The 23,264-nt window shown below is 42.8% G+C and carries 22 protein-coding genes; 11 read left to right on the top strand and 11 right to left on the bottom strand.

The window, feature by feature from the left end; translation table 11 throughout:
- Positions 1 to 139: 139 nt before the first annotated feature.
- Entirely contained in the window at positions 140 to 790 is a 651-nt protein-coding gene (gene elbB, locus C9I86_RS16200; protein ID WP_080158849.1) for an isoprenoid biosynthesis glyoxalase ElbB, read from the top strand.
- A 263-nt stretch (positions 791 to 1,053) separates the two neighbouring features.
- Here the strand turns inward: elbB and C9I86_RS16195 are convergent, their stop codons facing one another.
- The 4 genes from C9I86_RS16195 to recQ form a co-directional block, all read right to left on the bottom strand.
- Positions 1,054 to 1,350 (bottom strand): hypothetical protein, encoded by a 297-nt coding sequence (locus C9I86_RS16195; protein WP_107276927.1) that lies wholly within the window; start codon positions 1,348 to 1,350, stop codon positions 1,054 to 1,056.
- A 6-nt stretch (positions 1,351 to 1,356) separates the two neighbouring features.
- The gene (locus C9I86_RS16190; RefSeq protein ID WP_080158847.1) at positions 1,357 to 2,079 is read right to left on the bottom strand and encodes a 7-cyano-7-deazaguanine/7-aminomethyl-7-deazaguanine transporter; all 723 of its coding nucleotides are present in this window, start codon (positions 2,077 to 2,079) and stop codon (positions 1,357 to 1,359) included.
- Between the two features lie 106 nt (positions 2,080 to 2,185).
- Positions 2,186 to 2,485, bottom strand: a complete 300-nt coding sequence (locus C9I86_RS16185; protein WP_080158846.1) for a DUF3630 family protein — start codon at positions 2,483 to 2,485, stop codon at positions 2,186 to 2,188.
- Positions 2,486 to 2,497: 12 nt separating this feature from the next.
- Positions 2,498 to 4,342: an ATP-dependent DNA helicase RecQ gene (recQ, locus tag C9I86_RS16180; RefSeq protein ID WP_080158845.1), complete on the bottom strand. Its 1,845-nt coding sequence runs from the start codon at positions 4,340 to 4,342 to the stop codon at positions 2,498 to 2,500.
- A 616-nt stretch (positions 4,343 to 4,958) separates the two neighbouring features.
- On the opposite strand from recQ, the gene ggt reads away from it, so the two are divergent.
- Positions 4,959 to 6,683 carry a gamma-glutamyltransferase gene (ggt, locus tag C9I86_RS16175; RefSeq protein WP_158258958.1) on the top strand — a complete coding sequence of 575 codons (1,725 nt, stop codon included), beginning with the start codon at positions 4,959 to 4,961 and terminating at the stop codon, positions 6,681 to 6,683.
- Between the two features lie 78 nt (positions 6,684 to 6,761).
- Here ggt and uvrD read toward each other — a convergent pair whose 3' ends face one another.
- Positions 6,762 to 8,933 carry a DNA helicase II gene (gene uvrD / locus C9I86_RS16170; protein WP_080158843.1) on the bottom strand — a complete coding sequence of 724 codons (2,172 nt, stop codon included), beginning with the start codon at positions 8,931 to 8,933 and terminating at the stop codon, positions 6,762 to 6,764.
- A gap of 247 nt (positions 8,934 to 9,180) precedes the next feature.
- Here uvrD and C9I86_RS16165 point away from each other — a divergent pair, with 247 nt between their 5' ends.
- From C9I86_RS16165 to C9I86_RS16150, 4 genes are read left to right on the top strand one after another with little or no spacing between them, the layout of a single operon-like run.
- Positions 9,181 to 9,456: a DUF2282 domain-containing protein gene (locus C9I86_RS16165; protein WP_080158842.1), complete on the top strand. Its 276-nt coding sequence runs from the start codon at positions 9,181 to 9,183 to the stop codon at positions 9,454 to 9,456.
- A complete protein-coding gene (locus C9I86_RS16160) occupies positions 9,431 to 10,324 on the top strand; it encodes a DUF692 domain-containing protein (RefSeq protein ID WP_107276926.1) in 894 nt (297 codons plus the stop codon). Before C9I86_RS16165 ends, C9I86_RS16160 begins: the two co-directional genes overlap by 26 nt.
- The gene (locus tag C9I86_RS16155; protein ID WP_107276925.1) at positions 10,299 to 11,099 is read left to right on the top strand and encodes a DNA-binding domain-containing protein; all 801 of its coding nucleotides are present in this window, start codon (positions 10,299 to 10,301) and stop codon (positions 11,097 to 11,099) included. The genes C9I86_RS16160 and C9I86_RS16155 overlap by 26 nt, the downstream gene beginning before the upstream one ends.
- Entirely contained in the window at positions 11,092 to 11,550 is a 459-nt protein-coding gene (locus C9I86_RS16150; protein ID WP_080158839.1) for a DoxX family protein, read from the top strand. Before C9I86_RS16155 ends, C9I86_RS16150 begins: the two co-directional genes overlap by 8 nt.
- Before the next feature lie 52 nt (positions 11,551 to 11,602).
- On the opposite strand, the gene yigB is transcribed toward C9I86_RS16150, so the two are convergent.
- The 5 genes from yigB to C9I86_RS16125 all read right to left on the bottom strand — a co-directional run bounded on the left by yigB (position 11,603) and on the right by C9I86_RS16125 (position 15,625).
- Positions 11,603 to 12,331: a 5-amino-6-(5-phospho-D-ribitylamino)uracil phosphatase YigB gene (gene yigB / locus C9I86_RS16145; protein ID WP_107276924.1), complete on the bottom strand. Its 729-nt coding sequence runs from the start codon at positions 12,329 to 12,331 to the stop codon at positions 11,603 to 11,605.
- A gap of 33 nt (positions 12,332 to 12,364) precedes the next feature.
- The gene (xerC, locus tag C9I86_RS16140; RefSeq protein ID WP_369926031.1) at positions 12,365 to 13,273 is read right to left on the bottom strand and encodes a tyrosine recombinase XerC; all 909 of its coding nucleotides are present in this window, start codon (positions 13,271 to 13,273) and stop codon (positions 12,365 to 12,367) included.
- 52 nt (positions 13,274 to 13,325) lie between these two features.
- Entirely contained in the window at positions 13,326 to 14,156 is an 831-nt protein-coding gene (gene dapF / locus C9I86_RS16135) for a diaminopimelate epimerase (protein WP_080158836.1), read from the bottom strand.
- A 38-nt stretch (positions 14,157 to 14,194) separates the two neighbouring features.
- Positions 14,195 to 15,445 (bottom strand): diaminopimelate decarboxylase, encoded by a 1,251-nt coding sequence (gene lysA / locus C9I86_RS16130; RefSeq protein ID WP_080158835.1) that lies wholly within the window; start codon positions 15,443 to 15,445, stop codon positions 14,195 to 14,197.
- 63 nt (positions 15,446 to 15,508) lie between these two features.
- A complete protein-coding gene (locus C9I86_RS16125) occupies positions 15,509 to 15,625 on the bottom strand; it encodes a lipoprotein (protein ID WP_080158834.1) in 117 nt (38 codons plus the stop codon).
- A gap of 78 nt (positions 15,626 to 15,703) precedes the next feature.
- Between C9I86_RS16125 and cyaY the strand changes: the two genes are divergently transcribed.
- Positions 15,704 to 16,015 (top strand): iron donor protein CyaY, encoded by a 312-nt coding sequence (cyaY, locus tag C9I86_RS16120; RefSeq protein ID WP_080158833.1) that lies wholly within the window; start codon positions 15,704 to 15,706, stop codon positions 16,013 to 16,015.
- A gap of 80 nt (positions 16,016 to 16,095) precedes the next feature.
- On the opposite strand, the gene C9I86_RS16115 is transcribed toward cyaY, so the two are convergent.
- A complete protein-coding gene (locus C9I86_RS16115) occupies positions 16,096 to 18,654 on the bottom strand; it encodes a class I adenylate cyclase (protein ID WP_080158832.1) in 2,559 nt (852 codons plus the stop codon).
- 396 nt (positions 18,655 to 19,050) lie between these two features.
- On the opposite strand from C9I86_RS16115, the gene hemC reads away from it, so the two are divergent.
- The 4 genes from hemC to C9I86_RS16095 are packed head-to-tail and all read left to right on the top strand — an operon-like array spanning position 19,051 to position 23,231.
- Complete coding sequence (gene hemC, locus C9I86_RS16110) at positions 19,051 to 19,983, top strand: hydroxymethylbilane synthase (RefSeq protein WP_107276937.1); 933 nt, start codon at positions 19,051 to 19,053, stop codon at positions 19,981 to 19,983.
- The gene (locus C9I86_RS16105; RefSeq protein ID WP_080158831.1) at positions 19,983 to 20,732 is read left to right on the top strand and encodes a uroporphyrinogen-III synthase; all 750 of its coding nucleotides are present in this window, start codon (positions 19,983 to 19,985) and stop codon (positions 20,730 to 20,732) included. Before hemC ends, C9I86_RS16105 begins: the two co-directional genes overlap by 1 nt.
- A 13-nt stretch (positions 20,733 to 20,745) precedes the next feature.
- The gene (hemX, locus tag C9I86_RS16100; protein WP_080158830.1) at positions 20,746 to 22,044 is read left to right on the top strand and encodes a uroporphyrinogen-III C-methyltransferase; all 1,299 of its coding nucleotides are present in this window, start codon (positions 20,746 to 20,748) and stop codon (positions 22,042 to 22,044) included.
- On the top strand, positions 22,044 to 23,231 hold the full coding sequence (locus tag C9I86_RS16095; RefSeq protein WP_107276922.1) for a heme biosynthesis HemY N-terminal domain-containing protein: 1,188 nt from the start codon (positions 22,044 to 22,046) through the stop codon (positions 23,229 to 23,231). Before hemX ends, C9I86_RS16095 begins: the two co-directional genes overlap by 1 nt.
- The last annotated feature ends 33 nt before the right edge of the window (positions 23,232 to 23,264 follow it).

The raw sequence follows: 23,264 nt of genomic DNA, 5'->3' as shown, positions 1-23,264 counted from the left end.
TCATATACTTAATAAGAAAGCTTAAATTAGATCCTCGATCCCATATTGATCATTGATTGTGGACAACCTTAGCTAGATAATCTTAACCAAGCCAATAATAACAACAATATAAGTCTATTTGATTAGTTAGGATGCCATTATGAAGAAAATTGCGGTAATTTTAAGCGGTTCTGGTGTATTTGATGGAACCGAGATCCATGAAGCGGTATTAGCTTTATTGGCGATTGAGCAACAAGGAGCAAGCTGGCACTGCTTTGCTCCTAACATCGATCAACACCAAGTCATTAATCACCTTAACGGTCAGGTGAGTCATGAAACTCGTAATGTTTTAATCGAATCAGCACGAATTGCACGTGGCAATATTTCAAATGTCACTCAATTAAACATTAATGACTACGATGCACTACTGGTTCCTGGCGGATTTGGTGTTGCTAACAATTTATCTGATTTTGCCCTTCATGGCAGTGCATGTCAGATCAATGAAGACGTTAAACTGGCCTGCCAAGCTTTTGCTCAAGCCAATAAGCCTGCAGGCTATTTATGTATTGCACCAACATTGATCCCACAGATCTATGGCCCAGGCGCAAAGGCTACGATCGGTGATGATCCTGACACCGCAGCCGCATTTAACGCCATGGGGGGTGAGCATATTCAGTGCCCTGTTGATGATTTTGTATTGGATCAGAAACGACGTCTATTAACTACGCCGGCTTATATGTTGGCAACCAATATCAGTGAAGCGGCAACAGGGATTAATAAACTGGTACGAGAGTTAATAAAATTAGCCTAAGCGACATAATAAAAACTAACCACTTAAAAAAGAAAAAGCGACGCACTGTGTGATGCGTCGCTCAGCAGAAGTAGTAATCGGTTTTTAGCCCTACACTAAGCACCATTACCAAGCTGAAGTACACTGGAAGCAATGTGAGCAATGTCGTGCCCAAGCAACAGAAAAAGGGGTTTCTCTGTTGTTTGAAAGCCCGTTAATAATAACCATTCTCAACTAAGTTGCAATACTTAATTGAGAATAATTTTCATTTGGAATAAAAACTGTTAGTTAACCTTCTTGGTAAAACATAATCGATAATCACATAATTGCCCTTTCTTTTCCATATTTTCAATAGCATAGCCATTTCTAAACAATAGCCGTAACATCGCTGGAAAACAGTTACGTGATTTAACGTTAATCACCGTATATTGTGATTGTGCCACTACCCATGCTTCTTGGGCTTCTAATAATTTTTGAGCAATACCCAGTCCACGTCCACAGGCTAATACTCCCCCAAGCCAGCTATAAAAAACGTAAAAAAAATCGGCCGCAGCCGATTTATTCTTTATTCTACAAATCAATCATCGCTATTTAATCACGCTTGCCGTATTCGGCAGTGATGATTGTTTTAATGTGGTTAGCTTATTAATTAAATAATTAAGCAGTACCCCATATAAAGGTACAAATAACCCCAAACTAATAATTAATTTAAAGCTGTAATCCACCAGCGCAATTTCAGTCCAATTTTGAGCCATAAATGCATCTGGGCTGTGATAAAACGCAATACTGAAAAAAGCGAGTGTATCAAGCGCATTACCTATAATGGTCGACGCTGTCGGTGCGATCCACCATTGTTTCATTTGGCGCAGGCGATTAAACACCGACACATCCAATATTTGCCCTAATAGGTACGCCATAAAACTCGCGATCGCAATACGGGCAACAAAAAGATTGAATTCGGCCAAATGAGCAAAGCCTTGATATTGGCCTTGAAAAAAAAGCACAGATAACACATACGACACAATTAGTGCTGGCGCCATTACCCGCCAAATAATTTTTCGTGCCATACCAGCACCAAAAATGCGTACCGTCAGGTCAGTCGCGAGAAAAATAAACGGAAAGGTAAACGCACCCCAAGTGGTGTGATAACCAAAAATAGTAAACGGTAATTGGACTAAATAATTACTGGAGGCGATCACTAACAAATGAAACGCAACCAAATATGATAATGCCTTGTGCTGTTGGGCTGCAGAAAAAACAGTTGTTGTTACATTAGATGTTGTTGCGTTGGATTTGGATAAAGCAGTCATGAAAGACCTTTTTGTCATTGGGGGGAGGGAACCCAAACATTTTCATTGCCAGTGGTAACCACTAGCAACACCAGGGCGGCGATTATACAGCACAGCATTTATTTGCCTAGTAGTGAGACAATAACTGTTGAATAAAAATTAAATGCTCAATGTCATTTAAGGTCAGTAACTCCAACCACATCGATGCACTGTAATATTCAGCTTTAAGTAATAACTGGCAGCCTTCAACATCAATTAGCCATTGTTGAAGGTCGGCACTTGGCTCTTGCTCTATTAATATTGCATCTAGGCGCTGCAACAATACCTTAGCGACCGCTGGAAAATTATCAAACTCAAACAAAGGAAGCGTTATCGCTAACGTGCCTTGCTCAATATTTATTTCCGTTTGACTAAAATCATAATCCATTATTAGCTTCCATTAGTTATGTTCATCGACCGCCATTAAATGATCACCAATCAATTGTAAAAATACGATGCCAAATTTTTCTAACTTACGCTGGCCAACCCCATTAATAGCTAAAAATTCACCTTTTGAACTGGGTAATCGTTCTGCCATTTCCATTAAACTGGCATCATTAAAGACCACATAAGGTGGAATATCTTCCTCATCAGCAATGGCTTTGCGTAACTTACGTAACTTGGCAAATAATTTTTTGTCATACTGACGATTGGCCATTCGATCTACTTTACTGCTACGAACCGCAGTATCAAGCCGTGGCACCGCCAATGATAACGCCATTTCAGCACGTAATAATGGTCGCGCTTGCTCGGTGAGTTGTAACACCGAATTGCGGCTAATATTTTGAGTTAAAAACCCGCGATGAATTAATTGGCGTAAAATACTCACCCAATATTCATGGCTATAGTCACGTCCAATACCATAAGTGGTTAATTTATCATGGCCATATTCACGAATACGTTGATTTTGCATACCTCGTAAAACATCAATAACATAGGTAATACCAAAATTCTGATTCACACGGTATACACAGGATAAGGCTTTTTGAGCGGCTTCAACGGCATCAAATTGTTGCGGGGGATCAAGGCACACATCGCAGTTCCCACAAGGTTGACGTTGATCTTCGCCAAAATAATGTAATAACACTTGGCGACGACAACTTTGCGCTTGAGCAAAAGCTCCCATCGCATGTAATTTATGTAATTCCACCTCACGCTGTGCATCATGAGGTTTTTCATCAACACAACGGCGTAACCACGCTAAATCGGCTGGATCATAAAGCAGCAGCGCTTCAGCAGGTAAACCATCGCGTCCTGCTCGTCCTGTTTCTTGATAATACGATTCAATGTTGCGCGGAATATCAAAATGGACCACAAACCGCACATTGGGTTTATTAATTCCCATCCCAAATGCGACCGTCGCCACAACCACGTGAATATCATCTCGCTGAAAAGCCTCTTGAACAGCGCTGCGTTGTTGATACTCCATGCCCGCATGATACGCCGCGGCACGAATGCCACTTTCACACAATTTTTCGCTAATCTGTTCCACTTTCTTGCGGCTATTACAATAAATAATCCCGCACTGACCGCGCACCGTCGCCAAATAGCGGCTTAATTGCGTTAACGGTTTATGTTTTTCCCAGAGGGTATAGCGAATATTAGGTCGATCAAAACTGCCTAAATAACAATGAGGATCGGTTAACCCCAAGCGACTAATAATGTCTTGTCGTGTTGCGTCATCAGCCGTCGCCGTTAACGCCATCACAGGCAACGGTGAAAATTGCTGTTTTAGTAGCCCTAATGCTGCATATTCTGGTCGAAAATCATGTCCCCATTGAGAAACACAGTGGGCCTCATCCACTGCCACCATCGTTAAATCCAGTTGCTGCAACCGTTCAATAAAATCCCGCATTAACACCCGTTCAGGTGAAGCATAAACTAATTGCAACTCGCCATTTTGCATCGCATCAAACGTCGCTTGAATCTCTTCACGCGACATTGCTGAGTGAATACAACCAGCACTGACACCATTGGCATTCAATTGGTCGACTTGATCTTTCATTAACGAAATTAGCGGTGAGATCACCAAGGTTAATCCCGACAGCATTAACGCCGGAATTTGATAGCACAGAGATTTACCGCCACCAGTGGGCATAATCACCAAACAGTCATTACCCGCAGTGATCGCTTCAATCACTGCTTGTTGGCCTTGCCTAAATTCTTGATAGCCAAACACATCCTGCAAAATTTCTTGGCTAGATAATAATGATGGCGTCACGGGCAAAGGAACAACAACAGACATGGTAAGACTCTTCGCTAAACAGGGCTGCCATTCTATACCTAAATGAGTAGTAGATGCGAGTTAGCCCCTCGCTTTGCTGATCACACTCTCATACTAAAAACACATATTCAGCGAGAGCCCAGCTATATAACCACACCGAAAACAGCAGCACACTAACCGTTATCAATACCCTTTTCGGCCTCAATCCTTAGTTGCTGCTAATTTTATCCATTTTAGCGTATTCTCTTGTTCTACTTTTTCGACTACCGCTATCAATATATTAATTAACTAGATAATTAATAAGAAAATAAAACCATCACTATTTACTCATTTACTTATTTGTCATCGGTCAGTTATTCAACAACGGTTACATTAACCTCAACATTTAACGGTTTATTACTTAAGTTATCTTGGGTATTTATTTAGTTACAGTCATAACAACGGCTGTAATTCATTAAAACCGACATCTTTAATTAAAATATCACTAATAATTTTTAAAAATAATGAGATATACGGGGGTTTTTCTGCCATCATTAATCACATTAAAAGACTACATAGCGTCCCCCCTCTTTTGCGTTGCTGATTACAAGGATCTGTTATGCTCAAAATCACGTCAACACTATTACGTTTTGCCACCATGTGCAGTTGCGCAGTTCCGATCTTTACCGTTTCTGCGCAACAGCTGAGTGATAACATCATTCCTGAAACCAGCGTCGCTCAACAGCCATCACAATTAGTCCAAGGTAAACAATGGATGATTGCTAGTGCGAATCACTATGCCAGTGAAGCTGGAGCGGCAATGTTGCGTCGAGGAGGAAATGCCATTGATGCGATGGTTGCCACCCAATTAGTTTTAGGCTTGGTTGAACCACAATCATCCGGTATTGGTGGCGGTGGTTTTTTAGTGTATTGGGATAACGACAACCACCAAATGACGACCTTTGATGGTCGTGAAACCGCACCGTTTGCGGTCACGCCACGCTTATTTCAGGACAAAAATGGGCAGCCCTTAGCATTTTATGACGCGGTTGTCGGGGGCCGATCTGTCGGTACACCTGGTACGATAAAATTATTGTGGAATAGTCATCACCAATACGGAAAATTAAAGTGGAAACAACTGTTTCAACCGGCCATCAAACTGGCTAAAAATGGCTTTATTGTTAGCCCTCGTTTAGCTGCATTAGTCGCGAAAGATGCCACACACTTGCAACGCTGGCCTGTCACTAAAAATTATTTTTTTGATCCCCAAGGTCAACCGATTCAAGCGGGCCAAAAATTAATTAATCAACCTTATGCCGATACCCTGCGTAAAATTGCTGATTATGGCCCAAAAGCATTTTATCAAGGCGACATTGCACGCGAAATTGTTAATACCGTCCAAAATGCCGTTGGTAATCCCGGTGTCCTCAGTAGCATTGATTTAGCCAGTTATAAGGTTAAACAACGGGCACCAATCTGCGCGCCTTATCACCAATATCAAATTTGTGGTATGGGACCACCCAGTTCTGGCGCATTAACGCTTGGCCAAATAATGGCGATGCTCAATCATTACCCATTAGCTAAAATGGGCGCTAAGGATATTAATAGTTGGCGCTTAATTGGTGATGCATCTCGATTAGCGTTTGCTGATCGCGGCCGTTATATGGCCGACAGTGATTATGTACCGATGCCAACCAAAGGCTTACTTGATGCGGCTTACATTCATCAGCGGGCACAATTGTTAGCCACTAATAAAAAATTAACCACCGTCGATGCAGGATCACCACCATGGGATCATGCCAACCTTCAAACGACCGATGAAGCCATTGAATTACCGTCAACCACCCATTTTGCGATAGTCGACCGCCAAGGAAATGTGGTCTCTATGACCTCTACCATTGAAAACAGTTTTGGTTCACGGTTAATGGTCGGTGGCTTCTTACTTAATAATGAATTAACCGACTTTTCATTTCGCAGCCACATTGATGGTCAACCGATAGCAAATCGAATTGAACCGGGCAAAAGACCACGCTCGTCAATGGCACCGACAATTGTGATGCATAATAATCAACCGGTGTTAGCCATTGGCTCACCTGGCGGCAGTCAAATTATTGGTTATATTGCTAAAACCTTAGTGGCTTACATTGATTGGGGAATGGATTTACAGCAAGCCATTAACTTACCTAACATCAATAATCGCTTTGGTCCCTTTGAGCTTGAGCAAAATACCTCAGCCGCAGCATGGGCGCCTAAGTTTGAACAATTAGGTTATAAAACCGCAGTCAAAGATCTTAACTCGGGTATTCAAGCGATCAGTATTGCGCCAAAACAGTTAATTGGTGCCGCTGATCCGCGTCGCGAAGGTAAGGTCATCGCTCAATAGCAACCTCAACACATAAAAAAGCCCGCCAATGATTAACCATATAGGTCATCACTGGCGGGCTTATTTATTCTAAAGATATTATAGGGCGGTTAACTTCGCGTATTGGGTCACTAGCCACTTAATCCCTTCACCATTAAAGGCGACTTGAACTCGACTTTGGGCGCCACTACCTTCAAAGTTAATGATTGTGCCTTCACCAAATTTAGCATGCTGCACCCGCTGTCCTAGACTAAAACCGGTCTCATTGAAATTATTATTCACTTGAGTTTGGCTAAAACGGCCACTGCTAACCGGACGTGATACCTGCGCCTTCATTCGTACTTCCTCAACATATTGCTCAGGAATTTCACGAATAAAACGCGACGGTTTATGGAAGTTATCTTTACCATATAAGCGGCGCATTTCAGCATAAGTGATATACAGTTTCTTCATTGCTCGTGTCATGCCGACATAACACAAGCGACGTTCTTCTTCTAACCGATCCGCTTCTTCAATGGTACGTGAGCTTGGGAACATCCCTTCTTCAACCCCCACCATAAAGACAATCGGAAATTCTAGACCTTTAGCACTGTGCATGGTCATCAATTGCACCGCATCTTCAAAGGCATCCGCTTGACCGTCACCCGCCTCTAAAGCCGCATGGGCTAAGAAAGCAGATAATGGACTCATTTCAGCGGCTTCTTCTGGAATTTCAAACTGACGGGTTGCAGTGACTAATTCTTCTAAGTTCTCAATTCGTGCTTGCGCTTTTTCGCCTTTTTCTTGCTCATACATTGCCCGCAAACCAGAGTGACGAATGACATCATCCGTCTGTTGGTACATTGGCAATTCAGCGGTATCGTCTTCTAAGGCATTAATTAATTCGATAAAACGCTGTAATGCATTCGCCGCGCGTCCCGCTAGCACTTTTTCATCTAATAGCGCTAGACTTGATTGCCACATGGTTAAACCGCGATCACGTGCTGCTAAACGAATCGTCTCTAAAGTGCGATCACCCAAACCACGCGTCGGTGTATTAACCACCCGCTCAAACGAAGCATCATCATTACGGTTAGCAATTAAACGCAAATAAGACAACGCATCTTTAATTTCTTGGCGTTCAAAGAAGCGCATGCCGCCATAAATACGGTATGGCATGCCCGCTTGAATTAAGGCTTCTTCTAATACTCGCGATTGCGCATTACTGCGGTATAAGAAGGCGGTATCACTGAGGCTTCCCCCTTGTTCACGCCACTCTTTAATTTTACCAACAGCAAAGCGGGCTTCATCGAGTTCATTAAAAGCAGAATACAAAGAAATTGGCTCGCCATCGCCATCTTCAGTCCATAAATTCTTACCCATACGAGCAGTATTATTGGCAATTAATTCATTGGCAGCATTAAGAATATTGGCAGTCGAGCGGTAGTTCTGTTCTAAAAATATTGAGGATGCGTTATTAAAATCATTTAAAAAACGCTGAATATTTTCAACTTGTGCGCCACGCCAACCATAAATAGATTGGTCATCATCACCGACGATCATCACATGACAATCAGGACCCGCCATTAACCGTAGCCATGCAAATTGAATATTGTTGGTGTCTTGAAACTCATCCACCAAAATATGTTTAAAGCGTGCTTGGTAATGTTCACGAATATGTTTGTTATCGCGTAATAACTCAAACGAGCGCAGTAATAACTCGGCAAAATCAACCATCCCCGCACGATCACAGGCTTCTTGGTAAGCGGTATAGATGCGTAACCACGTTTGCTCAACTGGATCATTATAGGTTTCAACGTGCTGCGGGCGTAAACCTTCATCTTTCTTGCCGTTGATATACCACGCACCTTGACGGGCAGGCCAATGCTTTTCATCTAAATTCTGCGCTTTAATCAAGCGGCGTAATAACCGCATCTGATCATCAGAATCAAGAATATTAAAATCTTCAGGTAGGCGCGCATCCAAATAGTGGGCGCGTAACATGCGATGACATAAACCATGGAAGGTGCCATTCCACATGCCTGCACTTGAGCCGTGCATTAATTCATTAATTCGACCCCGCATTTCTGCGGCCGCTTTATTAGTAAACGTGACCGACATAATCGAGTACGGTGATGCTTGTTCAACCGCCAACAACCAAGCAATGCGATGCACTAGCACACGGGTTTTACCGCTACCTGCTCCCGCCAATACTAGGTGATTACCCAACGGCGCAGCCACCGCCTCGCGTTGTTTGTCATTGAGGCCATCTAATAGAAGTGAAACGTCCATCGCTATCTACTGGTTATTTATACAATGGTGACGATTATACCAGCCCCGATAAAGATTGCTTCGATATCTTTGTATCGATTTTCGCAAAAACCAGAAACATAAAAACAACATCAACACTAAAATAATTAACATTCCAGTGTAATAAATATCGTGGTTACCCTGTCTATTATTCTGAAGGCGCATTAACGCCATTAAAAAAATACCAACGCGTAGCAAACCAACACTCAATCATAATCAAGGAACTATCATGAAAAAGACCAATATAGCCTTAGCATCAGCAATGACTGGATTAATTGCGTTAGCAGGAACATTAGCTTCAACAACCGCCGTCGCTGACGAAATGGGCAAAAAAATGGCTAAAGAAAAATGTTATGGCGTCAGTAAAGCGGGTAAAAATGACTGCGCTACTAAAACCAGCTCTTGCGCAGGCTCGGCTAAAGAAGATGCTCAGAAAGATGCGTTTGTGGTCGTTCCAAAAGGGTTATGTGATCGCCTCCATGGCGGATCAACTGAGGAAGCATAACTTGGTGGACTTTTCATCCCAGCAATCAATTGGGGTGGGCTTACGCTCACCTCATATTATTGAAATGATCACTCAACGGCCACAACTGGGCTGGCTGGAAATCCACAGTGAAAACTATTTCAACCCCCATTCATTAGCACGCCAACAACTACGCCAATTACAGCCTCATTATCCGATTAGCTGTCATGGTATTGGGCTGTCATTAGGATCCGCCGATCCACTTAATGTTCATCATTTACAACAACTCAAACAATTAGTTACTGAAACAGAGCCGTTCTTAATTTCAGATCATCTCAGTTGGAGTTCAGTTGATGGTCACTATTTTAATGATCTCTTACCATTACCTTATACCGAAGAAGCCCTCAATAATTTTTGCGATAAAGTGATTCAAGTTCAAGATGTACTTCAACGGCCAATGTTAATTGAAAACCCATCAAGCTATTTACAGTTTCAACACTCAACCATTCCAGAGTGGGAATTTTTAATGGCCGTGCAACAACGAACAGACTGTGGGTTGTTATTAGATTTAAACAATATTTATGTCAGCAGTTTTAACCATGGTTTTGATTGCCAAACTTATTTAGCGGCTATTAATCCTGCAGTAGTGCAAGAGATACATCTTGCGGGCTTTATTCGTAAACAACTGCCTCAAGGTGAAATCTGGATTGATACGCATAGCCAACCCATCAGTGATGAAGTGTGGCTCTTATATCAACAGTGGGTTCACTGTCATGGTAGTGAGACGCCAACATTAATTGAATGGGATGCAGATATTCCACCCTTGGCAATATTATTGGCTGAAGCCGATAAGGCTCAAGCCATTATCGATAAGGAGTTAGCCAATGCCATCATCTGCAACCACGCCTAATTTGCAGCAATTACAACATCAGTTTGCGGCGGCATTGCATTATCAACCGCATGATTTAACCACCACTATCGTCAATGACCATTTCAGTGCAGAGCAACGACTACAACTGTACTGTAATAATTTTATTATTGGCTTAACCGATGTTCTGGCAGCTGTCTATGCTACCGTTAGCGCCATGGTTGGTGATGATTGTTTCAACCACCTCGCGCGACAGCACATACTTAATCATCCGTTATCACAAGGGGATGTCACTATTTATGGTGCTCACTTTAGCGATACTATCGCCGCTCAACCAACATTGGTTTCCACTCTGCCTTATTTAGTTGATCTCGCACGGCTAGAATGGCAACGCGATTGTGTCAGCCGTTTAGCTTGCCACGCTGGCAACTTACCACTGCAAAAATTACGTCAACTTGAACATCAAGCCAATTCTATTACTTCACAGCAATATTATTTTCATATTCCAACCTCAACCGACACCTTTAGCAGCCAATATGCGGTGGTGTCACTGTGGGAAATCGTTAACCATCCGCATTCAGATCAACACCAATTATTAGCAACGCTGGATATTAATCAGCCGCAAACCGCCCTGATACAACATTACCAATGGCAAATTTGGCAGCAGCATGTCACGCCAGAATTAGTCACTTTAGTCACTGATTGTCAGCAGCAACGTCCAATTGCTGCGTTAACAACAACGCAATTAGATCTACTACCACAGTTATTACACCACCACTTAATTGACGATATTCGTAAGGTTAATAGTGATGATTAATTTTATTCGTACCATCGACACTTTTTTTCAACAACTCGTACAACCGCTGCAACCATTACTGTTACTTTTTAGTCGCGTTTGGGTTGCCATTGCGTTCTTTAAATCAGGACTGATCAAATATGGTAGTTGGGATAGCACCCTGTATTTATTTGAATACGAATATCAGGTGCCTGTCTTACCTTGGCAATGGGCGGCCTATAGTGGAACAGCGATTGAATTAATAGTGCCAATTTTTTTAGTGCTTGGACTATTCGCACGGCCGATGGCCATACTATTATTTGGCTTTAATATTATTGCGGTAGTGTCATACCCTGCTTTATGGCCGCAAGGGTTTTATGATCACCAATTATGGGGAATGATGTTATTAGTTACTATATTCTGGGGCGCAGGTAAACTCTCAGTCGATCACTGGATAAGTCAGCATTATCGAAATAGCAATATCATACCGTAAACGGCTAAGCACCCAACAAGGCTAATCGCGCTGGGTGCTAAATCGTGGACATTTACTCTGTCGTTAAGCCGACTAATGGTAATAACTCAGCAAGCGCACTAATTTCAATATCAGGTAAACAATTACTCGGGGTCGACGTTAATACTCGCGACTGGTCGTTATACCAACAAGCTTGTAAACCCTGTTGTTTGGCACCAAAAACATCTGTATGCAAATGATCACCAACATGCAAAATTTGCTCAGCCGGAATATTTAAATGATTAATCGCACAGGTAAATAAATCAGCTTTCGGCTTAGCTAACCCATCGCGTCCTGCTTGGTAAATAGCACTAAAATAATCGGACAAACCAATCTGTTGCGGATCGACATTACCATTAGTGATCCCGACCAACGGAACTTTAGTACTCAACAATGCCAACACACGGTGAGTTTCAGCGGGAACATCAACTTTGTTGCGCTCAACTAGCACCAAATCTAACCCTTGGCGGGCCGCTAATTCAGCATCTTTAAGCCGCCATCCCAACTGCATAAAGTTAATTTTTAACGCTTCATAACGCCACGCACTGACATCATGACTCAAACTAGAATCAACCGCAGCAAGTTGTTGTTTTAAGCGTTGCCAATCATCACGGCTGATCACCATTGACGCGGGTAATAGCTGTGCTAACCAATCAAACATCGCTTGTTCTGCACGCACGATCACCGGATGGTTATCATACAAGGTGTCATCAAGATCAAAAGTAAGGGCGTTAATCTGGCCTAACTGACGATAAAACTGCATGGGAGTTCCTGAGAGTGAACACGCGATAAAACACTAACGGCGTTTCGCGCGTGGGTGAGCAGCATCATAGACTTTGGCTAAATGCTGAAAATCAAGATGGGTATAAATTTGAGTGGTGGTCAAGTTTGCATGACCCAATAACTCTTGTACAGCACGTAAATCACCACTAGATTCCAACATGTGGGTTGCAAAACTATGGCGTAATTTATGCGGATTAATATGACTGGATACGGCCTGTTTCTGGCCCCATTCTGCCATTCTTTTTTGTACATTACGGTTTGAAATGCGATGGCCGAGTTTAGACACAAATAACCCAGTTTCATCAGCGTGGGCAATATTGTCACGCAACTTGAGCCAATTCGCTACCCACTCACGCGCCAAACCTGAAAAAGGCACAACCCGTTCTTTATCGCCTTTACCAATAACCCGCAAATCACCTTTAGTTAAGCTAATATCACGGACATTCAAATTAACCAATTCCGATAAACGTAATCCGGCACCATACATTAATTCCATCATCGCGCGATCACGAATCGCTAATGGATCGTCATCCTTAACCTCAAGTAATTGATTCATTTCATCAACATCAAGGTTTTTGGGTAACGGACGTGCTTTGCGTGGTGCAGCCACGCCTTTAGCTGGGTTGGCCGGCAATAGTTGCTGATGCACCATATAATCAAAAAAACTGCGTAAAGCTGACAACCGCATTGCTAAACTACTGGCTTTAAGACCACTACGCATACCTTTACTGGCTATTTGGCGCACCCAGCCCGCATCAACTTGCTGCCAGTTTTCAACCCCTAGCTCTAGCAATTGTTCTGCAATACAAGTTAATTGACGTTTATAGTTCTGTTGCGTGTGCAAACTCAGTTCACGTTCACTACGCAAATATTCATAAAAACGAGCCAGAGGTTGTTCAAAACTTGGGGGAAGCGTATTCACATAAACCTCGATCATGAGTGTCATTGATAACAATGACCCTCGTTAAAGATCATTATTGAATAAATTGGCCATCAAACACATGGGCAACGGGACCGGTCATAAATAACGGTTTGCCTTCACCTGCCCAGCGAATATATAAATCACCACCCGGTAAGCAGACTTTAACATTTTCATCGAGTAAACCTTGGCTACGACCAACAGCAACAGCGGCACAAGCACCACTGCCACAAGCCTGAGTTTCACCCGCACCACGTTCATAAACACGTAATTTCACGGTGCCGCGATCAATCACTTCCATGAAACCTGCGTTCACTCGCTCAGGGAAACGTTCATGAGATTCCAGTAATGGCCCCAGCTTTTCAACCGCAGCTGTCGCCACACTATCGACAATCGTGACACAGTGTGGGTTACCCATGCTGACAGCACCACAAAATAACGTTTGTTCACCAACACGCAATAAATAGGTTTTTTCTGCCTGTTTCGCTCGCATCGGAATTTTAGCGGGTTCAAAATTAGGGGCGCCCATGTTAACCGTAACTTGGCCGTCACTTTCCAACTTCAATATCATTTTTCCTGCTTTAGTACTCACGGAAATATGGTATTTGTTGGTTAAACCTTTCATTGAAACAAAGCGAGCAAAACAACGGGCGCCATTGCCACATTGTTCGACTTCACTACCATCAGCATTAAAAATACGGTAATGAAAGTCCGTTTCAGGATCATAAGGCGGTTCAACCACCAATAATTGGTCAAAACCGATCCCACGATGACGATCCGCTAAACGGCGAATCGCATCCGGTGAAAAAAATACATTTTGTGTTACACAATCTACAACAACAAAGTCATTGCCGAGCCCATGCATTTTGGAGAAGTTAATCTGCATGATGTTCCTTAATTATTAAGCATCAGTTGCGACGACAATCATTCAACGAGATATTCATGCTGCCAAAGTTGGTCTAACGTTTCACGAGCACGCACTAAATGTACTTGCTCACCATCAACCATCACTTCAGCAACACGAGGGCGAGAATTATAATTAGATGCCATCACGAAACCATAAGCACCCGCAGACCTTACCGCAAGTAAGTCATTTGGCGCTAAGCATAAATGACGATCTTTACCAATAAAATCACCGGTTTCACAAATAGGCCCCACTAAATCATAACACTGACGCTCACCCTGACGTGGGATCACTGGCACAATATCTTGCCAAGCGGAATATAATGTCGGCCGAATTAAATCATTCATCGCCGCATCAACAATGGCAAAGTTTTTATATTCAGTATGCTTTAAAAATTCCACTTTGGTCAGCAATACACCCGCATTTGCAGCAATCGCTCGTCCTGGCTCAAAAATTAATTCAAGTTCAGGATAAGCCGCCAAACGAGATAACAATGCGGTCGCATACTCTGCGGGTAATGGGGGTTGTTCATCGTTATATGTCACCCCTAAGCCACCACCGAGATCCAAATGTTTAATCTCAATTCCAGCTAATTTTAACTCATCAACTAATGCTAACAACCGTTCAGTTGCATCAATAAAAGGTTTCACTTCCGTCAACTGAGAGCCTATATGGCAATCCATACCGACCACATTAAGATACGGTAATTGGTGCGCTAATTGGTAAACGTCCAGTGCACGTTCACGCGCAATACCAAATTTATTATCGCGCAAACCCGTTGAAATATAAGGATGAGTATTAGCATCAACATCTGGGTTAATGCGTAATGAGATCGGGGCAATTTTCCCTAATTGACCCGCCACATAGTTTAACCTATCTAATTCAGGCTCAGATTCAACATTAAAACATTTAATTCCCAGCTCAAGTGCACGTTGCATTTCTTGCGCTGTTTTACCCACGCCAGAAAAAACCACTTTAGCCGGATCGCCGCCCGCTGCTAAAACACGTTCTAACTCACCCAAAGACACGATATCAAACCCAGAACCTAACTGTGCAAGGACATTTAATACCCCAAGGTTAGAGTTTGCTTTTACCGCATAACAAATCAAATGTGGATGGGTCGCAACCGCTTGATCAAAGGCATGCCAATGGCGTTCTAACGTTGCTCGTGAGTACACATACAGCGGAGTGCCATATTGTGTTGCTAACTTGGCCAATGCGACGTCTTCCGCCCATAATTGCCCATCTGACTGGTAATTAAAATAATCCAATGTTGTCCTTCCCTGTCTGGTTGACGATTAAACTGCGACGCAATCACCATCGCAGCTAACTTATTATTGTGGCTGATGTTGTTGTGGTGCGTCTTTTGGCATGTAAAGTGGGCCACTTTGGCCACAGCCAGCTAAAATTAACGATCCTAAGACCAAAATTGCTAATAAACCTTTATGCATAATTCAAAGCCAGTGATTATCCGTCCAATGACCTCTATAATCGCACCAAGAACAAGAAAAGCAATAGGACGCAATAGGATGAATGATACTGAATTCCACCAACTGGCCGATCTCGCTCTAATGCAGATCGAAGAAGGCATCGATGAATCCGGTGTTGATATTGAACCAGAAACCACTGGCAACGTGCTTACACTTGAATTTGCCAACCGTAGTCAAATTGTGATTAACCGCCAAGAACCATTACACGAACTATGGTTAGCTTCAAAATCAGGTGGTTACCACTTTAAATACACCGGTAATGAATGGCGTTGTACTCGTAGCAATACCGAATTATTTGCGCTATTAAAACAAGAATGCAGCTTACATGCAGGTGAGACTGTCACTTGGTAATACGCTTTTGTTGCATTACAGCCATAAAAAAAGCCTTCAATAATGAAGGCTTTTTTTTCGATACAGTACAAACAATAAGATTAATTAAAGCTAATGCCATTATTTGTCGATTCAGTATTATCCTGACGGCGAGACACTTGGCCACTCTTAAACGGCAATACTTGTAGCTCACCTTTGTCGTTATGTGCGATATCGTAAAACTGAGGTAAATTAAAGTTAATAAAATTAGCACTATAACTAAAACGATCTTGCGATGAGGTATAAAAACGGTTTACACCATGCACCATCTCATCTTTATTGCCATTGCATTGGCGATACACTTCCATTTGATTGGTTTCATCTAAAATGTAGATATTAAAACCTTGCTCACAATCTTCAAAAAAGAACTGAATCAACCCTTCACTGGCATAAGCATCAACAATTTCCGGTGGATGCGGCTCATCGGTTTTACCCATCACCACTTTAGGAATATCACTGACTTTATTCGATGAAATACAGCTATAAAAATCGACTGAATTTTCCAATCGCTGTACAGAAACACCACGGCGTTCAAAGAACAAACCATAGGTTTCATCAGCCATATGCACCGCTTTAAAACGACGTCGTTTTTCTTCTTCAACGGGTTTTAAGCGCATTTCAATACACTCAGCCACCAATTGATAGACCACGTTACGAATTAACCCCCGCATATGTTTGCTATAGCAGAACACATCAATCGCTTCTGGTGGAATCGCATCGTGGTGCATTTTACCGAGCATGGTTTTCAACGCATCCAGCATCGCATAATTACCACTGAAATTTAGGGTTCGTACTTCATTCCACGAATTACGGTAGACCAAATCAACACTGCCAACTAAACATTTCTGTTCTGGTCCATAACTAAAAATATCAGTGGTTTTAAAATCAAACCGTACCGATCGATTTTTCAGTTCCGTCGTTGGGTCATTTTCTAAATTAACAAACAACCCTAATTGACGAATCTCACACGGGCTTGATAATGCTTGTAAACCTGGATGTGGACGACGAATTGGAAAGGTATTTCGAATATCACTCACCAATTGATACAACTTGTCCAAATCCATATCAGCATTACGTGCCACGGTGTGCAAATGGGTCGATTCTGTTAACAAACCATTAAAATAGCTCCACGCGACTAATTTCGATAAGTAGCGGTTATGCTCTAATGATGGCTGGCCTAAAATATATTTCGCTTCTATCGGCTGCTTATATAAATACCAACCCGCAGTATTGGTTCGCCCTTCAGGAACTTGAATAAAACTCAGATCAGGCTCATGTAAATCCGGTGATATTTGTGGATTTAATAAGGTCACTTTTCCAGGCAGAACCTCAAACGCAGCATATAATTTACGCGCCAGAATACTGATATCTTCAGGGCTAATCGCCGAAGTAATATCATTGCGCCGAGCAAAACGAATCAGATTTCGATAACTGAGCATCAATGCATCAAGTAATTCATTATGCGCTTGCTTAACTTGGGTGACTTTCCAATTACGGCGATTATCAAGCGCCGCAACAACCTCTGTCGACCACTGCCATTGCTCGGTTAAATGCTGTAATGCCTGTCGACGCCACTCCACAGAACCTGACGTCGGTTTACGGGTTAATTTCTCATGGGTTTTAAGATAGAAACAGCGACGAACTAAATCGAGTCGACGATGATCATCAATACGCTCTAAATAACGGGTCACTTTTTCAAGCATCAAATAATAAGCATCCATACAGTATTCACTGCGATCTTCGGCAAAGAAACGGCGCTTACCATCAAGGCTTAATAATTGTGTATGCGGGTATTCCCATGAATAGGCTTCAAGCAAAATCGCTTTTAATACCGATTTATAGGGCGAGTCGATACTTTTGTAGAGCTGCCATAAACTAGAACCAAAATATTCTTCGGCAGGAATACGCATCAAGCCACCAAAATCAATCCATTGGTCACGCTCAATATAGCCTTTCGCAACTAGATCATCGATATATTGGTCATAGCACTCTTCCATCTCTGGTGGCACCATAAACCATAATAAAGGTAAACCTGCTAGACATACTGCAGAACGGTAGAATTCATCAAGAAGTAATAAATGCTGACTTGAGCCACAGTTTTCACCTGTCATGGCTTCAGAAAAATTGTCGCGGAAACGGTTTTCGTCGATCAAAAAGAAGTTAGCTTCAACCCCTTGTTCCATCGCCCATTTAGAAACCAAGCTACATTTACTGTCGAGTGCTTCTCGGCTTTGACAGTTTAATGAGGTGGGAATGCACACCCAAATGTCAAGATCGCTGGTGAGACTTTGCCCCATAGAAGAAGTACTACCCATGGCATAAAGGCCGGTAATTGGGCAGTCAGCATCAGCAACCACGATCGGATCCACGGGCATCAGTGTCGCGCGTGCACAATCATTAATAAATTGCTGTTGCACGTCAGTGGCGACAAAATGCGCAATTCCCTGCGGTACTTGTTGATCAAGATACCCGGGCAAGGCTGGGTGGTTATAATGTAATAAGACAGGCAACAGATCAAAAATCTGTACCGACGGTTCACTCATGGCCAACCGCGCACGTTCAATGCGAAGCTCAGTCAGTGAGTCCAGTCTACCTTTTAGCGTCTTGATATAATTTTGCAAATTACTCTTCCAAGAGCTAGCAGTGTTAGTGCGGCCCGCAGTTTGACATTAATAGCGTAAATTTTATTCAAAATGAGAAAAAAACGTGATCAATGTATCATTTTTAATACCTACGGTAAAGATAATGCCATGCATGGCCAATAACAACTGTCTATGATTCATCCATAATAGTAAGACGTTAAATCGTCTCAGTAACGAACAACCAATACTGAAGCTGTAATTAGTAACTGAGCAACGACTTATTGCGATAAATATCACATTTTCTCGTCCCATTAGCTACACAATAACGCTTGGAATCAGGAACCGCAATACACGAATTATCATCCATGCTTAGGTAGTGGTACGATACTCGACAGAAAAAATAATAACCTTGGTTAACGGACCCTCTTTACTATGATGACAACTCAACCGATTCGCATTGCGACACGTAAAAGCCCATTAGCTATGTGGCAAGCAGAATTTGTCAAAGCTGAACTAGAACAAGCTCATCCTGGGCTCGTTGTTGAGCTATTACCAATGGTAACAAAAGGCGACATTATTTTAGATACGCCTTTAGCAAAAGTGGGGGGTAAAGGCCTCTTTGTCAAAGAACTTGAAATCGCAATGCTAGAAGGTCGCGCGGATATCGCGGTGCACTCAATGAAAGATGTACCCGTGGAGTTCCCCGAAGGTCTTGGCTTAGTGACTATCTGTAAGCGCGAAGATCCACGTGATGCTTTTGTATCAAACAACTACGATTCAATTGATGATTTACCCCAAGGTGCGATTGTTGGTACCTCCAGCTTACGCCGCCAGTGTCAGCTTCGATCTCAACGTCCCGATTTAATCGTTAACGATTTGCGCGGTAACGTGAATACTCGTTTACGTAAGCTTGATGAAGGCCAATATGACGCCATCATTTTAGCAACTGCTGGCCTAAAACGCCTGAAAATGAATGATCGTATTCGCTGTGAAATTGCCCCTGAAACTAGCCTCCCTGCAGTCGGTCAAGGCGCAGTAGGTATTGAGTGTCGCTTGGATGACCAACGCGTACGCCAACTGCTTGCACCACTCAATCATCAACCAACAGCAACGCGCGTTTTATGTGAGCGAGCGATGAATAATCGCCTTCAAGGTGGTTGCCAAGTGCCTATTGGTAGCTATGCCGAATTACAAGACGACACAATTTGGTTACGTGCACTTGTCGGAGAACCTGATGGTAGCGTCATTGTTCGTGCTGAAATTAGCGGCCCAATTGAAAATGCAGAACAATTAGGTCTAACCTTAGCGAATGAATTGTTAGCTAACGGTGCTAAAGAGATCCTCGATCGCTTATACGGTAACGCCTAATGACCGTGCTGATCACCCGTCCTGCACCAGAATGCGATCAATTGGCCGCACAACTTAATCAAGTGGCGATCAGCGCTATTGCTCAACCTTTGCTTGAGGTTCAGCAAGGAAAATATATAAATAAATTAATAGAACAAATTCAACAACTGCAACCAGGTGACTACATCATCGCAGTTAGCTATCATGCGGTGCGCTTTGCGACTGATTACTTGACATCACAAGGTGCAGAATGGCCAAAAAACATGCATTATATAGCCGTTGGCGATAAGACCGCGGCAGCGTTAGCACAAGCCTGCCAGCAACCCGTGAGTTCACCACAAGGTCAGCATGATAGTGAAGCACTATTAGCCTTACCTGAACTTGCGAATATTCGTCAACGCCGAGTCTTAATCTTACGAGGCAATGGTGGCCGCGAATTAATCTATCAAGCATTAACCGCTCGTCAGGCCCAAGTCAGTTATTGCGAAACTTATCAACGCAACTGGCTGACTCTCGATGCAACACGATTAGCTCAACAGTGGCAACAACAGCAAATTCACGCTCTAGTTGTCACAAGCAGTGAACAATTAATATACTTAACGGGATTAATTCCAACTGAAGATTTGGCTTGGCTTTATAATTGCCACCTTTTCGTACCAAGTCGACGAATCGCAGACCAAGCATCGACGCTTGGCTACAAACATATTTCCACCGTGGGAAGCGCCGCTAATCAGGCGTTATTCACGTTCCTAAAAAGCAACGTAAGCTAATGGAATAATTAGGATGACAGACAAAAAAATCAACACAAACCAAACAGCAGCGCCAGTAACTAAAGACAAGCCTGCTGTTAATGCCTCAAAAAATAGTACTTCAAACTCGACCAAAGCAGCGCCTACGGCCGCTAAACAAAAAAAATCAGGCAGTAAAACGGGTTGGGTTGCTATCGCATTAGTATTAGCACTAGGCGGTGGTCTTTACTACCACGGCCACCAGCAAGGTTTACAACAACAGCAGCAAGTTGCCGCCTTACAACAACAAATTGCGACCATGAAAGCTGCAATGCAAGCTGACCAACAGCAAACTATTTCAATGGTCAATAACGAGCTTAGCACTGCCCAGCAGAAAGTTGAGCAAGGTATTAGCCAACAGCAAAAATCGATTGATTCAATTCAAACAGCCATTGCAGATTTAAAAGGCCAAGAGCCTAACGATTGGCTATTAGCTGAAGCCGATTATTTAGTTAAAATGGCAGGCCGTAAACTATGGCTAGAGCATGACGTTACCAGCGCTACACTATTACTTGAAGCCGCTGATCACCGCATTGCAGAACTCAATGATCCAAGCCTTAAAAATCTGCGCCAAGCAATGAGTAATGATATTACTGCGTTAAAATCAATCACGGTGGTTGATCGTGATGGCATCGTATTGCGTCTTAACAGCCTTGAAAATAGCATTGATAGCTTACCGTTAGCCAATGCCGTATTAGCTAAAGCAGAACCACAGCAAAATCCAACCGTTAGCCAATCGGTTAATGATTGGAAAAACAATTTAATGACCTCACTTAAAAACTTTAGTGAAAATTTCATTACTTACCGTAAGCGTGATGGCAGTGTTGTACCGTTACTATCACCGCAACAAGATTTCTACCTGCAACAAAATATCACCAACAAACTTGAGACAGCTATCGCCGCAGTATATCGCGACCAAGGCCAAGTTTACCGTGATTCAATTGCAACGGCGATCAAGTGGTCACAACAGTACTACGACTTGTCATCACCAAAAACACAAAGCTTCATTGCTGGTCTACAACAACTAGAACAACAAAATGTTGCCGTTGATTACCCAGCTAAATTGCAATCACAAGCTTTGATCACCCAACTCGTGAATAAAGTGTTACGCAATAAAATGACCGCCCTTAGCGAACCTGTTGCCGCAAAAGCAGCACCAGCGGCAGTTAAAAATGCTGCACCTGCGGTGAAGAAAGTGGTTGAGAAACAAATCCAACAAGCAACCGCAGCTGAAAACACAGCAACCGATAACAAAGCGGTAGTGACTTACACCACTAAAGAGGAGACTAAATAATGGTTAAATTGTTGTTATTGGTCATCGCTCTGATTGCCGGTATCATTGTCAGCCCTGATCTTGCAGGCCACCAAGGTTATGTATTGATCTCGTTTGCCAATCAAACCATTGAAATGAGTTTAACAACACTGATTATCGTTGCGATTGCCATCGTTGCGATTTTCTTTGTACTTGAATTTATTTTACGTCGCTTGTTTTCTTTTGGTAGCTCAACCCGTGGTTGGTTCAGCGGTCGCCAAGTTCGCAATGCACGTCGCAATACCGCAGAAGGCCTATTGAAAGTTGCCGAAGGTGATTGGAAAGCCGCTGAAAAAATGCTGTCTAAATCAGCAAAATTTAGCGATGCGCCAATTCTAAACTACTTAGCTGCTGCAGAAGCTGCACAAGGACTGGGTAAAACTCAACAGCGAGATCAATACTTACAACTCGCAGCTGAGCAAGATACTGAAAGCCTTGCTGTCGCACTGACTCGTGCTAAGCTTCAAATTCGTCAACAACAATTTGAACAGGCCCTTGCAACATTGCAAGATGTACAGCCAACTAGCCCGCGTAATCCAATGATACTAAGCCTACTAAAGCAGTGTTACTTGCAATTAGAAGATTGGAAAGCACTGCAAGTATTGCTACCCCAATTGACTAAAGCAGATGTCATCACTGCCGCAGAAGCTGCTCAACTCGACGTGCAAGCGCAATGTGGTCAAATGCACCATCTTAGCCAACAAAATGGCAGTGATGGTTTAATGGGTTACTGGAACAGCCTCAGCCGTAAAGACAAACACAATCCAGCGCTAGTCGCGTGCTTTGTTAAACAGATGATGGTTCGCCATGCTGATGCAGATGCCTTCCCTATCTTGCGTGATGCTGTTAAGAAAAACCCTGAGCAGGCGCTAATTAGCTTAATGCCACAATTAACACTGCCAGATCGTCACCCAGCCATTGTGAGCCTACAAGATTTATTAGCCAACAACGGTAATAATCCAACCCTACAAAGTGCATTGGGACAGATGTTAATGGCTGATCAACAATGGCAACCGGCTAAAGAGCACCTAGAAAAAGCGATCGCGTTACGTCCAGACGTCACCGATTATGCTCATCTGGTAGCGACGCTTGAGCAACTTGGCGATAAACAAGCTGCCGCTGAAGTTTCTCGTCAAGCACTACAATTAGCAAAACCTGATCAAGCTTAAATTTTAAGTCTGAAAAAAGCGCCTTAGTGGCGC

It is taken from the genome of Photobacterium sp. NCIMB 13483 (assembly GCF_003025475.1).
Lineage (GTDB): Bacteria > Pseudomonadota > Gammaproteobacteria > Enterobacterales > Vibrionaceae > Photobacterium > Photobacterium piscicola.
Note: the sequence above shows the minus strand (reverse complement) of the source record. Positions and strands in the feature narration are given on the sequence as shown.